The following is a 13,723-nucleotide window of genomic DNA, read 5'->3' on the forward strand; positions in this document are numbered from 1 at the left end:
GTCAAGTCCGCTCGACTTGCATGTATTAGGCACGCCGCCAGCGTTCGTCCTGAGCCAGGATCAAACTCTCCAAAAAGATGTTTGACTTGCTCAATTGTTTTAAATAAGAATTAACTTACTGGCATGTTTTTTGTTCAGTTTTCAATGTTCGACCGCCGCACCTAAGCGACTTTATTATCATACCAAGTTGTTATTTAAAAGTCAACAACTTTTTTTAATATTTCTTATTGCCTATATAGTTCTTTCAGCAACAACGTTATTTAATATACCAAGTGTACAAGAGTTCGTCAACACTTTTTTTAAAAAAAACACATCAAAAAGCAGCATAGCTTAAGCCATGCTGCTTCATCCAATAATCCATAACTGAATAATAGCTAGAGCTGCTACACCTGCGATACCAAGAATACCAGCAACAGCAGAGGTAACAATATTGATTGGCACATGCAGTCCATAATCCCCGCTGAATGAATTTAGGAGAAAAAGAAAGCATGCTCCTGCTGCCAGCTTCACAAAAACAATCCCTGTTAATTTTAGCGGTGATGCAGGTGATGAGATACTCGCCAGAAGACTAATCAACAAAATAAAAAGAATCGCACCCCCAGCAATATACACATCGTTTCTCTCCTATTCTTTTAATGAAGTTTGTCCACATTTCAAGAATATGAGCGGAATTATTGTTTTATGCTGATGTTTCTCTTTCTCGCTTCTCTAAATAAAAAGAAATACCTGGCTTCATACATTTTTGTTTGGGCAGCTAGTTCTTCGTTCGGTTCGAAACTCAAACGCAGCAATTCCCGGTATTTAAACCATTCCCGCCTTGACTGCTCTAACAAATGAATCAATTGTTCATTATAGTCTGCATTTAGTTTGGCTTTTTTCCGAAAAAACATCTTTCCTATACTTCCCTTCTGCCTTCGAGTGCTTTTGACAGAGTGACCTCATCAGCATATTCCAAGTCACCGCCGACTGGCAGACCATGCGCAATGCGGGTAACACGGATACCAGATGGTTTTAATAGGCGGGAAATATACATAGCAGTTGCTTCCCCTTCAATGTTCGGGTTTGTAGCCAAGATGACCTCACCAATCGTTTCATCTTGTAATCTCTTCAACAGATCGGGCACATTAATATCTTCCGGACCAATCCCTTCCATAGGAGAGATAGCCCCATTTAGTACGTGATATAGTCCATTGTATTCTTTCATTTTCTCCATAGCGATCACGTCTTTTGGGTCTTGAACAACACAGACAACGCTGCGGTCACGTCGTTCATCCTCACAAATGGCACAAGGGTCCTTATCGGTAATATGCCCGCATACCGAACAGTAGGTCAGATCTCTTTTGGCATTTACGAGAGCTTTAGCAAAGTCGAGGACATCCTCTTCCTTCATATCTAATACAAAAAACGCCAGACGAGCCGCTGTCTTCGGCCCGATGCCTGGCAGTTTCATAAAGCTGTCGATCAGCTTTGTTATCGGTTCAGGATAGTACATTGTTAGCATAACCTCCTAGAAAGGCAGGTTCATCCCTTTTGTAAATTGGCCCATCGTCTTATTCGTTTCTTCATCCACTTTTTTCAGAGCGTCATTTGTGGCTGCAAGTACTAAGTCTTGGAGCATTTCCACATCATCAGGATCCACTGCTTCTTCTTTAATTACAACATCTAATACTTCTTTTTGGCCCGACATTTTAATCGTCACCATTCCCCCGCCTGCTGTTCCTTCAAATTCCTTTTCAGAAAGGGCTTCTTGCGCTTCAGCCATTTTCTTTTGCATTTTTTGCATTTGTTTCATCATATTTTGCATATTTCCCATTCCACGCATATCAATCATCCTCCAATTGTTAGTCTTTAATTTCGAGCAGTTCCTCTCCTACTAGCTTTAACGCTTCGGCAATAAAAGGGTCTTCCTCCTGCCCGCTCTCCTGTTCACTGCCGTCTGTTTTCTGTGTCTTAATGAAATTCTGCCTAATAGTAAGCCACACCTCTTCAGGTACACAAATCACTTGATAGGCGGCCTGGATCAATTCATGAAGTATGGAAGAAATAGAATCCATGAAATGTTTGTTTTCGGTCGCCATCTGGCAGTGAATTTCGTATTTAAACTTTAACACGAAAGCATCCTTAGAGGCAGCCACAGGCTCAGCATCATTTAATAAAGCCGCCTGTGAGCGCATTTGCCTCTGATTAAGAATGTCGAGCATTTCCCCCCATCGGCTTTTAATGAGCTGAATATCCTGTTTCGTTGCTTCAGAAAGCACGTTTTCAATCTTTGCAACGGGGGCCTTAAATCCTCTTGACGAACGATTTGGACGTTTAGCGGTTCCTTGCGCTTCCATCTTCTCCCCCGGCTGTACCGGCTGACTTCTTAATTGCTGGATTTCTTTCTCAAGCAACTCAATCCGGCCGATTAATTGCTGGACTGCCGGTATATCCGCAGACACTTGAGAAATGCGAGGCTGACACATTTTGACAAGGGCCACTTCCATATAAATTCTCGCATGATTACTGAACTTCATTTCCTGCTGCGTTTGATTCAGTATGTAAATATAATCATATATTTGTTCGAGCTCTATTTTTTTCGCAACGGAAACAAACGCCTCGTCAACCATCACCCGTTCGAGCGATTCCTCCAGGTTAGGGGCTGTCTTATATAGCAGCATGTCACGAAAATATAACACGAAATCTTCCGCAAAACGAGCAGGATCTTTTCCTTGCATCAATAACTTTTCTAAAATGGCCAGCACAGCTGCAGCATCTTTCTCTAATACCGCTTCAGCAAGCTTATTCAGCATTTCCTGGCCAATCGCTCCTGTCACCGTTAACGCATCTTCCTCTGTTAAATGATGATCGCTATAAGACAAGGCCTGATCAAGAAGGCTTAATGCATCCCGCATGCCCCCTTCTGCCGCCCTAGAAATAATGAGCAGCGCCTGTTCATCATATGCCAAGCCGCTCTCTTGCATAATTAGCTCCATGCGGCGGACAATCGCCTGTGAAGTAATTCGTTTAAAGTCAAACCGCTGACATCTGGAAATAATCGTTAAAGGTATTTTGTGAGGCTCGGTTGTTGCTAAGATGAAAATAACATGCTTCGGCGGCTCTTCCAGCGTTTTCAACAAGGCGTTAAAAGCCCCCGTAGAAAGCATATGTACTTCATCGATAATATACACTTTATATTTCACCGCACTCGGTGCATATTTCACTTTATCGCGGATGTCACGAATTTCATCCACCCCATTGTTAGAAGCCGCATCTATTTCGATGACATCTTGAATCGATCCATCCGTAATCCCCCGACATGAAGCACATTCATTACAGGGTTCTGCTGACGGTGCCTTCTCACAATTCACCGCTTTGGCTAAAATCTTTGCCGCACTCGTTTTCCCCGTTCCTCGAGGCCCGGAAAACAGATAAGCATGGGATATTTTTTGTTGAAGGAGGGCATTTTGCAACGTTTTAGTAATGTGTTCCTGGCCGACAACATCAATAAAATTTTGCGGTCGCCACACACGATATAATGCCTGATAGCTCATGTTTCCCCCTCCATTTTTCCGAATTTTTTCTAATTGTATTATACATCATGAAGATTTACTTTTTCAAAGTTCTAATAAAAAAACTCACCCAAAGTGGATGAGTTGTTCATTTCATATTTAACTGCCGTGCACCTTCCGTCGACTTCTAACCATAAGCGTTACTTAAGCAGTTAGCTCGATTCAGGCTACCCTGCGGCACATGGGAGAGTCCACTTAATGCTGCTTCCTTCCGGACCTGACATGGTTCATGGGTTCCCATTGCGCAGGACCCGAATGTCAACACCACTTACTTAAGGCAGACCCTACAGTATAGAAAGCCTCGGGAAGGAATTCAGTCCCGCTAGAGCGGATTGCGGGTACAGGGCACCGCTACCTCCCCACCTAGCACGGCAAAATTGATACCATATAATTAGTGTGTCAAAAACAACATCATTGTTTCCGTTGACACAAAACAAATTATACTCCATTAGAAAGAAAAAAGCAACATCTACTCTTCACTGTCTATCATCAGCTGTTCTTTCATTCTTTGTTTCTCTGCCTTCTTCCGCTCACGGATTTCCCGAAAAAAATCAGACAGCAGCTGGCCGCACTCCTCTTCAAGGACGCCTGAAACTACTTCGCTCTGATGATTAAATCGGCTGTCTTCTAATAAATTCATCAATGTACCAACACAACCCGCCTTCGGGTCTTTCGCTCCATAAATGACCCGTTCAATCCGCGATAAAATAATCGCGCCGCTGCACATTGGACAAGGTTCAAGCGTCACATACAGCTGAGCTCTTTCCAGCCGCCAAGAGCCTATTGTTTCGCATGCCTTTTCTATCGCTAAAAGTTCAGCATGCGTGATAGCGTTTTGTGTCGTTTCCCGCAAATTATGAGCAGCAGCAATAATTTCTCCATCTAAAACAACGACAGCGCCAATCGGTACTTCTCCAAGATCACCGGCTTTTTTCGCTTCTGCAATCGCACATTTCATATAGAATTCATTATTTTTTTTCATTGATCCGGCTCCTTTTAAACAAAATGGGGTAAAAATGAGGATAGGAATAAGAAGGAGGCTATACATATGTCAAATGTAAATAGAAGATATGCCTTATTAATGATTGACCTCATCAACGATTTTAATTTTCCAAAAGGGGAGCTGCTTGCAAAACATACATTGAATATTTGTCCTTCATTATTAAAATTAAAAAAATTTTGCAGAGAGCAGCAAATTCCAATCATTTATATAAACGACCATTACAGCTTGTGGAAAGCTGACTTATATACAATCATTGATCATGCTGCCAATGAACGGAGCGCTCCTATTATACAACAAATGAAACCGGATTCTGATGACTACTTTTTAATTAAGCCAAAGCATTCTGGTTTTTATGGAACAGCATTAAATACTCTGCTTCATGAACTCGGCGTTGACTCCGTTATTATTACGGGAATTGCGGGAAATATTTGTGTCTTTTTCACCGCAAACGATGCATATATGAGAGAGTTTCATATTTATGTCCCCCAAGATGGCATCGCTTCCGAAACAGAAAAAGATAACCATTACGCACTAGAAATGATGAGAACTATACTTCGCGCTGACACAATGAAAATCGAGCAATTTATGAAAAATTGGCTTCGCTAACCCCGCTGTTGATTTACGCTGGGGGGTTCTCGTGCCTTCCTCTCCAATCAATCCTCGTCATTAACATAGCCTAAAAATTACACATGATGTTCCTTAAAAGAAATGCCGCTTTCAGAACTGAAGGCGGTCATTTACGTATCTTCCCATATATTCAGCATACACACAAAGATCCGCTGCTTTAAGCAGCGGATCTTTCTTATAATCTCCAATTTATATGCGCTTGTTATCAATAATGGCGGAGGAAGAGGGATTCGAACCCCCGCGCGGTTTAACCCGCCTGTCGGTTTTCAAGACCGATCCCTTCAGCCAGACTTGGGTATTCCTCCTTATCGACAAAGATTAATTTATCATACCCTTCTCTTTCATGTCAATATCGTTCTTTAAAAAGAAACAAACAAAAGTGCCCAGCCTCGCAACCTCTATATTGCAGGCTGGGCCAGACACCTTCGAGCAGCTTCTTCAGCGATTAATTTGAAATTCTCTCCTTCCCTCTCATGTAAGGGCGAAGAACTTCTGGAATAAGGACACTGCCATCCTCCTGCTGATAGTTTTCCAGAATAGCGGCAACAGTACGGCCAATGGCAAGTCCAGAACCATTTAATGTATGCACATGTTCCGGTTTGCTGTTTTTCTCGCGACGGAAACGAATGTTCGCACGACGCGCTTGAAAGGCTTCAAAGTTACTGCAAGAAGAGATTTCCCGATACGTCCCTTGAGTTGGAATCCATACTTCAATGTCGTACTTTTTGGCCGCTGTAAAGCCAAGGTCACCTGTACACATGCTCATGACGCGATACGGAAGGTTTAACAGCTGCAATACTTTTTCAGCATGGCCTGTCAGTTTTTCAAGCTCTTCATAAGATTCTTCCGGTTTTACGAAGCGGACAAGCTCCACTTTATTGAACTGATGCTGACGAATAAGCCCGCGCGTGTCCCGGCCGGCAGAACCTGCTTCAGAGCGAAAGTTCGTGCTATATGCTGTATAAGCAATAGGGAGGACGTTACCATCAAGAATTTCGTCACGATGATAATTTGTTACCGGTACTTCTGATGTCGGAATAAGGAAATAGTCTTCTTTTTCAATTAAGAATGCATCTTCTTCAAACTTCGGCAGCTGTCCTGTTCCCGTCAAACTCGTTCTATTCACTAAGTAAGGCGGAAGCATTTCTGTATAGCCGTGCTCTTCCGTATGCAAATCAAGCATAAAGCTAATAAGAGCCCGTTCTAATTTAGCTCCCATTCCTTTATAGAAAACGAAACGGCTTCCCGTTACTTTCCCTGCTCTTTCGAAATCAAGAATGTCGAGTTCATCAGCGATTTCCCAATGGGGTTTCACTTCAAAATCAAATTGCGGCACTTCTCCCCACGTACGATGTTCGATGTTATCATCTTCCGTTTCACCAACTGGAACGCTTTCATGCGGAATATTCGGCATTGTCATTAGCAGCTGCTCTAATTCCTCTTCGACTTGATTTAACTGTCCATCCAGCTCTTTAATGCGGTCGCCCACTTCACGCATTTCTTTAATTAAATGATCCGCATCTTGTTTTTCACGCTTTAATTGAGCAACTTGTTGAGATACACTGTTTCTTTTCCCTTTTAACTCTTCTGTCTCTACAAGCAGTTCACGGCGCTTCTGGTCTAACTGTTCAAAGTTATCGAAGGCAGATAAATCCTCACCTCGATGCTGTAAGCGGTTTTTCACTTCTTCAAAATGACTGCGTAACAATTTAATGTCTAACATATGACTTCCTCCTTTTCATTTTTTGCATACAAAAAACCCGTCCCCAAAAAAGGGACGAGTTGTACCCGCGTTGCCACCCTAGTTGAAAGCCTATCGCTTCCCACTCGAAAAGATAACGGTTTTCACCGTAAATGCTTACTAGAAAAATCGTTCAGCACTTCTCTCAAGGACGGATTCACAAGGATCTTCCTCCGGTTCGCACCATCCACCGGCTCTCTGATCGAACGACCACTTGCTACTATTTCCTGTCATCGATTTTTGTATAAAAATGATATAAATTAATGTACTACATTCTTTTATCCGGTGCAAGTATCCCATAATAAAACGCGGAAAAGCTACCCTTTCCGCGCTTCTTTTATACAAGCACTTGTTTAGCTTGCTTGACCATTTCTACAAAGTACTGAGTCAATCTATGATCATCCGTCAGCTCTGGGTGGAAAGAGCATCCCAAGAAATTCCGATCCCTTGCTGCTACAATCCGGCCTTCATACTCAGCGAGAATCTCTGTTTCCGCACCGACTGAAACGATGTGAGGGGCACGAATGAAAACAGCTGTGTATGAATCAGCCATCCCTTTGATTGGCAAGTCCGCTTCAAAGCTTTCTTTTTGCCGTCCAAACGAGTTGCGTTCAACCGTAAGATCCATTAGTCCAATATGAGGTTCATCGTAACCGACAATGTTATTGGCCAGCATAATCAATCCCGCGCAAGTTCCAAACATCGGCTTTCCTTCACGCCCAAACGCTCTGAGCGGTTCCATAAACCCATATATATCAACAAGCCTGCGCATCGTTGTACTCTCACCGCCGGGAAGAATTAATCCATCAAGATCTTCAAGCTGCTCCACTTTTTTCACAACAACGCCCTCAGCGCCTGATGCTTCAATTGAGCGGATATGTTCGCGAACGGCTCCCTGCAGTCCTAATACTCCGATTTTCACCATACGATCCGCTCCTTTTATTACCAGCCGCGCTCTTGCATGCGGTCTGCTGGTGTTAATGTAGAGATTTCGATCCCTTTCATCGCTGTGCCAAGATCTTTTGAAAGCTCAGCAATTAGTTTGTAGTCTTGGTAATGAGTCGTTGCTTCCACGATTGCTTTAGCAAACTTCGCTGGGTTATCAGATTTAAAAATTCCCGATCCAACGAATACGCCATCTGCTCCAAGCTGCATCATAAGCGCCGCATCTGCTGGAGTAGCGACACCGCCCGCTGCAAAGTTTACGACCGGCAGACGGCCTTCTTGTTTGATTTGCAGAAGCAATTCGAACGATGCTCCAAGTAATTTCGCCTCTGTCATCAATTCATCTTTATTCATGCTCACAACTTTGCGTATTTGTGCATTTACTTTACGGATGTGACGAACCGCTTCAACGATGTTTCCTGTTCCCGGCTCCCCTTTTGTTCTTAACATAGCAGCTCCTTCACCAATTCGGCGGGCTGCTTCGCCTAAATCACGGCATCCGCAAACAAATGGTACTGTATAGTCGCTTTTTAATAAATGAAACTCTTCATCAGCCGGAGTTAAAACTTCACTTTCATCAATATAATCAACACCCATTGCTTCCAATACACGTGCTTCTACGATATGACCAATACGCGCTTTTGCCATAACTGGAATAGAAACAGCATTCATCACCTCTTCGATGATGCTTGGATCAGCCATCCGGGCTACTCCGCCTGCTGCACGGATATCAGAAGGAACACGCTCTAAAGCCATAACGGCTACTGCGCCTGCTTCTTCTGCGATCTTTGCCTGTTCAGCGTTAACAACGTCCATAATGACGCCGCCTTTTTGCATTTCTGCCATGCCACGTTTTACACGATCTGTACCTGTATTCATTCTGTTTCTCCCCCTGTACCTTTGATATACGTTTATTTACTAGTTAAAACACAGAAATTTCCTACTAGTTCAAAAATTTTATTTTTTCATCTAAATATTAATAAACACGAAAAATCACCTTCTGTCAAGATCAGAAGGTGATTTTTATTAAAACCAACCAGTTATCGTATCTATCGCAGCTGTCCAAAGTCCTGCAAAGAAGCCGCCGATTGCTCTCATTGATAATACAAACCAGTTAGCTTTATCGACTGTTTCTGCCGCTTCCATTGACACAGCTGCTTGCTGTTTTTTATTCATAATATATTTTAATTCAGATCCATTTTGAGGAGTTAACGTTAAAAAACCAACCACTTTGTCTTTTTTCACTGGTGCCAGTAATTTTTCATCTCCAGTAATTTCCGAACCTTTTAAAACTAAATTGAATTTATAGTTCGGTTTTTCACCTTTTTCCGTATATATAGCTAAGGTTTGTGCCGGCTGAATTTTCACTTGCTTTTCTTTTCCCTTGCTTACATCGGCTGTTTCGTATCCTTTTACGGTTTTCCCCTTCTTAATGATCTCTTGTCGATCTAATTGGTTAAACCCGTAATCAAGAAGTTTTTTCGTTTCTGTAAAACGAGCCTTAGGACTTCCCTTACCTTTTTCATCCTTAGCATCCATAATGACACTAATGAATTTTTTGCCATCTCTTTCAGCTGTTCCTGTAAAACAATAACCAGCGAAGTTTGTTGATCCTGTTTTTAAACCGGTCATTCCTTCATAACCAAAAACTAAAGAAGGAAGCATCCAGTTCCAGTTTTCCATATTTGTTTCATCATCCGTGCCTTCACGGAACTTTTTCTTTGTTACACTTGCCGTTTTCAACACTTCAGGGTGATCCTTTATTAAATAAAAAGCTAATTCAGCTGTCGTTCTTGCCGACATCATATTTTCATCTTCCACTGTTCCTGGCTTCGGATGCATACCTTTTAAATCTTTGTTGCTCAGTCCAGAAGCATTCACAAATCTATACTTTTCTAACCCAAGCTCTTTACCTTTTTTATTCATTAATTTAACGAATTCAGCTTCAGAGCCGGCAATTGTTTCAGCAAGTGCAATCGTCGCTGCATTAGCTGAATAAATGGTCATGGCTTCATACAATTCCCGAACATTATACTTTTCTCCTAAACGAAGAGGAACGTTCGACAAACTGCGATCTTGTGAGATTTTGTAAACATATTCGCTTACAGTGTATTCCTGATCCCAAGTTACTTTTTTCTCTTTAATCGCTTCCAATAACAAGTATTCCGTCATCATTTTTGTCATACTGGCAATGCCACGCATTTCATCAGCATTTTTTTCATACAATATTTGACCGCTCTCTGAATCAATGAGTATAGCAGCCGAAGCATTTACATTGACCAGCTCTTCTGCCTGTACACGCGGCAGCGGCTGTAAAAAACTGATTGCTAGCAGCAGGCTAAGCATGAAAATAACACCTTTTTTAAACATCTGATTCCTCACTAGTAAACCCTCCACTTTTATTCGAACTCCCGTTATTGTATCATAAGTAACTTTTGAAAATATAGACGAGAATTGGACTAGTTTTTCTTACAAAATAAAAAGCTGAGGCTGACTCAAATAAGTCAGCCTCAGCTTTTTAGCTTACGATAAAGAATAGTTAGGTGCTTCTTTTGTGATTTGCACATCATGCGGATGGCTTTCCTTTAATCCAGCACCTGTCATTCGAATAAATTGAGCATTTTCACGTAATTCTGTCAGATCTTTTGTTCCACAGTACCCCATGCCGGCACGCAATCCGCCAACTAACTGATAGATCGTTTCAGAGACTGGCCCTTTATAAGGGATGCGGCCTTCGATGCCTTCTGGAACAAACTTTTTCGCATCTTCTTGGAAGTAACGGTCTTTTGATCCTTTTTCCATTGCACCGACAGAACCCATGCCGCGATATACTTTAAATTGACGTCCTTGGTAAATTTCTGTTTCACCAGGGCTTTCTTTTGTTCCTGCCAATAAACTGCCAAGCATAACAGCATGTCCGCCTGCAGAAAGAGCTTTTACGATATCGCCTGAGTATTTAATGCCCCCATCAGCAATAATCGCTTTTCCTTGTCTGCGTGCTTCTGATGCACAATCATAGATAGCCGTAATTTGCGGCACGCCTACCCCAGCTACTACACGAGTTGTACAAATCGAACCAGGACCAATTCCGACTTTTACGATGTCCGCGCCAGCTTCAAACAATTCTTTCGTCGCTTCTGCAGTTGCTACGTTCCCAGCAATGATGTTTAATTCTGGATAAGCAGCACGGATCTCTTTTACAGTGTCAATTACACCTTTTGAATGTCCGTGGGCTGTATCGACGACAATGACGTCTACATTCGCTTTCACAAGCATTTCTACACGTTTCATCGTATCTTTCGTCACACCGACTGCCGCGCCAGCTAAGAGGCGGCCTTGATGGTCTTTTGCTGAGTTAGGGAACTCAATGACCTTCTCAATGTCTTTGATCGTAATTAAGCCTTTTAATTCACCTTGTTCATTGACTAGTGGGAGTTTTTCAATTCTGTACTTTTGAAGAATTTGTTCAGCCTCTTCTAAAGTCGTGCCAGTTGGAGCCGTTACAAGGTTTTCTTTTGTCATCACATCGTTAATAGGAATAGAATAGTCTTGAATAAAACGCAAATCGCGATTTGTTAAAATCCCGACAAGCTTTTGCTCTTCTTCATTATTCACAATAGGTACACCAGAAATACGGTATTTCCCCATTAAATGCTCCGCATCAAATACTTGATGTTCAGGAGTTAAAAAGAAAGGATCTGTGATTACACCGCTTTCTGAGCGTTTCACCTTGTCTACCTGCTCGGCCTGCTGCTCTATACTCATATTTTTATGAATGATTCCTAATCCGCCTTGACGAGCCATTCCAATAGCCATTTGTGCATCTGTTACTGTATCCATGCCGGCACTAATAAGAGGAATGTTTAATTTTAATGTATCTGTTAATACTGTTTGCAAACTAACGTCTTTTGGTAAAATATCAGATTTAGCAGGTACTAACAAAACATCATCAAACGTTAAACCTTCCTTTGAAAACTTATTTTCCCACATTTTATAGGCCTCCTGGTCAAAAATATTATTAGTAGGTTATCAATTGGACAAAATACTGTCAAGACATGTTAAATATGTTAGACTTTTTAGAATATTCGGAGGAAATTATGCACAATCAATTTTTATACCAAAATACCCCTTTGTTACCTTACCAAAATACGGAAAATTCTAGGAGTTTTTTACAAAATACATATTACTCACTTAACTGGCCGAATGCCGAGGAAGCCGCTTATAATAATTGTTCACGGTTTATCTACAGCCTGGAACACGGAGATATTTTTTTAAAACAGTCCACTCAGGCCCCTATGGAAATCCAGCCTGTTCTTTCCTTTTATGGATTGAGCCATTATATCAAAGCTTGTTTATTAGCTGTAGATCCTGCTTATCCCGCTACTGTGCACGTATTGGCTCATGGACTTTCAACGAGAAAAAAGAAAAAGCAAAACTATTCTTTTCTAAGCGATGAAGTTAAAACTCAGCGTCACGGACTTTTTGGCCATTTCAGTGAAAAAATGTTTCACGTGAAACATTTGGAGGGTTTCAAACTAAATATGAATGATCTATTCATGCAAATCCCTGAACTGGCTTATATATTTTCTTTTCAAACAAAGCAATTTCCTTTCCATCCTCTGAAAAAAAATGAAGTTGGTCTTTATTCATTGACTACACAAATTTTGGACGATTATCAGATGACAGAGAACCGGCTGGCTGATTTTCTTAAACAGAAAACAAACGAAAGGATACTTATCCAACAAAGTAAAAAAAACACCTTATTATTAAAGATTTCTACTGGTATTCCCCCCGCTCCGTGCCGGTTTAATATACTAGAAAATCAATGGGTTTTTTCCCGTTACAAAACGGCGGAGGCCTTTTACCCTGAGCTGTTAATATACTACCCGATTCTCTACAATTTAAGTATGATTGCCAGGTACGAAACCGAATGGTGGTATGACTTGTTGAAGCTTGCTCCCGGCAAAGAATTTTCTTTAATTAAACAGTTCTTAAACATTTCAACATATAAGATCCCGTTTCTCATTGGGGAATATTTGAATAGGCTTGCTCGTTAAAAATAAGCGTGACAGTTTCCTTGTTATTGATCACAATAAACGCTGAAGCTCTCTTTCCATTTTTAATGGCGATGTTTTCGGTGCAAAGCGATGAGTGACAATGCCTTCACGGCTTATCAAAAATTTAGTAAAATTCCACTTAATCGCTTCTGTAAACAAACCAGATTTCTGGGCAGTTAAATAGCTGAATAAAGGATGAATCGCCTTGCCTTTTACATTTATTTTTTTAAATATAGGAAAAGTAACACCATAATTGATTTGACAAAATTCGACTGTTTTTTGTTGCTCGTCAAATTCTTGATTCATAAATTCATCACTAGGAAATCCCAAAACAATAAAACCTTGATCTTGATATTTTTCGTACAATTTTTGCAGCTCTTTAAACTGTGCTCTAAAACCGCACTTACTAGCCGTATTTACGATCAGCAGTACTTGACCCTTAAAGTCTGATAGGGAAATAATTTCACCCTTACTACTCGTTACATTGATGTTATATATGGATTCCATTTATATCCCTCCATCATGAAAAATGAAACCATCTACTAATTGTATCCTGCTTCATATACAAATAGCAAAAATAAGGGATACAAAGATGAATGAACAAGTTCATTAAAATTTTAGTCGTCATTTTACGACATTATTCACATTGTGTAGCAGCAAGTGACAACTACTAAAAAAGAACAGCTTCTGCTGTTCTTTTCGTTTGCCTGGCAGCGTCCTACTCTCACAGGGGGAAGCCCCCAACTACCATCGGCGCTGAAGAGCTTAACTTCCGTGTTCGGTATGGGAACGGGTGTGA

At 41.2% G+C, this 13,723-nt stretch carries 14 protein-coding genes, 1 tRNA gene, 2 rRNA genes, 1 other RNA gene and 1 other annotated feature; of the genes, 2 read left to right on the forward strand and 16 right to left on the reverse strand.

What is annotated here, in order from left to right; all coding sequences use genetic code 11:
* From QYG89_RS16570 to tadA, 8 genes are all read right to left on the reverse strand, one after another.
* Nucleotides 1–76, reverse strand: a 16S ribosomal RNA gene (locus QYG89_RS16570); the annotation flags it as partial.
* A gap of 269 nt (nt 77–345) precedes the next feature.
* Nucleotides 346–612: a pro-sigmaK processing inhibitor BofA family protein gene (locus QYG89_RS16575; protein WP_404319272.1), complete on the reverse strand. Its 267-nt coding sequence runs from the start codon at nt 610–612 to the stop codon at nt 346–348.
* 59 nt (nt 613–671) lie between these two features.
* Entirely contained in the window at nt 672–890 is a 219-nt protein-coding gene (locus tag QYG89_RS16580) for a YaaL family protein (protein ID WP_404319274.1), read from the reverse strand.
* A gap of 5 nt (nt 891–895) precedes the next feature.
* Nucleotides 896–1,492, reverse strand: coding sequence for a recombination mediator RecR (recR, locus tag QYG89_RS16585; protein ID WP_404319294.1), 597 nt, complete (start codon nt 1,490–1,492; stop codon nt 896–898).
* Between the two features lie 15 nt (nt 1,493–1,507).
* Nucleotides 1,508–1,822 carry a YbaB/EbfC family nucleoid-associated protein gene (locus QYG89_RS16590; protein WP_404319276.1) on the reverse strand — a complete coding sequence of 105 codons (315 nt, stop codon included), beginning with the start codon at nt 1,820–1,822 and terminating at the stop codon, nt 1,508–1,510.
* Between the two features lie 19 nt (nt 1,823–1,841).
* A complete protein-coding gene (gene dnaX, locus QYG89_RS16595) occupies nt 1,842–3,533 on the reverse strand; it encodes a DNA polymerase III subunit gamma/tau (RefSeq protein ID WP_404319277.1) in 1,692 nt (563 codons plus the stop codon).
* A 124-nt stretch (nt 3,534–3,657) separates the two neighbouring features.
* Nucleotides 3,658–3,923: signal recognition particle sRNA large type (gene ffs, locus QYG89_RS16600), an RNA gene on the reverse strand.
* A 97-nt stretch (nt 3,924–4,020) separates the two neighbouring features.
* Nucleotides 4,021–4,533, reverse strand: coding sequence for a tRNA adenosine(34) deaminase TadA (gene tadA, locus QYG89_RS16605; RefSeq protein WP_404319280.1), 513 nt, complete (start codon nt 4,531–4,533; stop codon nt 4,021–4,023).
* A 66-nt stretch (nt 4,534–4,599) separates the two neighbouring features.
* Between tadA and QYG89_RS16610 the strand changes: the two genes are divergently transcribed.
* A complete protein-coding gene (locus tag QYG89_RS16610) occupies nt 4,600–5,160 on the forward strand; it encodes an isochorismatase family cysteine hydrolase (RefSeq protein WP_404319282.1) in 561 nt (186 codons plus the stop codon).
* Nucleotides 5,161–5,393: 233 nt separating this feature from the next.
* On the opposite strand, the gene QYG89_RS16615 is transcribed toward QYG89_RS16610, so the two are convergent.
* From QYG89_RS16615 to guaB, 6 genes are all read right to left on the reverse strand, one after another.
* A tRNA-Ser gene (locus QYG89_RS16615) sits at nt 5,394–5,486 on the reverse strand.
* Nucleotides 5,487–5,626: 140 nt separating this feature from the next.
* Entirely contained in the window at nt 5,627–6,904 is a 1,278-nt protein-coding gene (gene serS, locus QYG89_RS16620; protein ID WP_404319284.1) for a serine--tRNA ligase, read from the reverse strand.
* A gap of 47 nt (nt 6,905–6,951) precedes the next feature.
* Nucleotides 6,952–7,165, reverse strand: a binding site (T-box leader).
* Between the two features lie 94 nt (nt 7,166–7,259).
* Complete coding sequence (gene pdxT, locus QYG89_RS16625; RefSeq protein WP_404319286.1) at nt 7,260–7,847, reverse strand: pyridoxal 5'-phosphate synthase glutaminase subunit PdxT; 588 nt, start codon at nt 7,845–7,847, stop codon at nt 7,260–7,262.
* A gap of 17 nt (nt 7,848–7,864) precedes the next feature.
* Nucleotides 7,865–8,746, reverse strand: a complete 882-nt coding sequence (gene pdxS, locus QYG89_RS16630) for a pyridoxal 5'-phosphate synthase lyase subunit PdxS (protein ID WP_404319287.1) — start codon at nt 8,744–8,746, stop codon at nt 7,865–7,867.
* Between the two features lie 147 nt (nt 8,747–8,893).
* Entirely contained in the window at nt 8,894–10,237 is a 1,344-nt protein-coding gene (locus QYG89_RS16635) for a serine hydrolase (protein WP_404319297.1), read from the reverse strand.
* A gap of 153 nt (nt 10,238–10,390) precedes the next feature.
* The gene (gene guaB / locus QYG89_RS16640) at nt 10,391–11,857 is read right to left on the reverse strand and encodes an IMP dehydrogenase (protein WP_404319289.1); all 1,467 of its coding nucleotides are present in this window, start codon (nt 11,855–11,857) and stop codon (nt 10,391–10,393) included.
* Nucleotides 11,858–11,964: 107 nt separating this feature from the next.
* Here guaB and QYG89_RS16645 point away from each other — a divergent pair, with 107 nt between their 5' ends.
* Nucleotides 11,965–12,924: a YaaC family protein gene (locus QYG89_RS16645; protein ID WP_404319290.1), complete on the forward strand. Its 960-nt coding sequence runs from the start codon at nt 11,965–11,967 to the stop codon at nt 12,922–12,924.
* Nucleotides 12,925–12,954: 30 nt separating this feature from the next.
* Here QYG89_RS16645 and QYG89_RS16650 read toward each other — a convergent pair whose 3' ends face one another.
* Together QYG89_RS16650 and rrf are read right to left on the reverse strand one after the other, a co-directional pair.
* Nucleotides 12,955–13,431, reverse strand: coding sequence for a glutathione peroxidase (locus QYG89_RS16650; protein ID WP_404319292.1), 477 nt, complete (start codon nt 13,429–13,431; stop codon nt 12,955–12,957).
* Nucleotides 13,432–13,629: 198 nt separating this feature from the next.
* Nucleotides 13,630–13,723 (reverse strand): 5S ribosomal RNA (gene rrf, locus QYG89_RS16655); the annotation flags it as partial.

The sequence above is a fragment of the Bacillus lumedeiriae genome (assembly GCF_044891285.1).
Lineage (GTDB): Bacteria > Bacillota > Bacilli > Bacillales > Domibacillaceae > Pseudobacillus > Pseudobacillus lumedeiriae.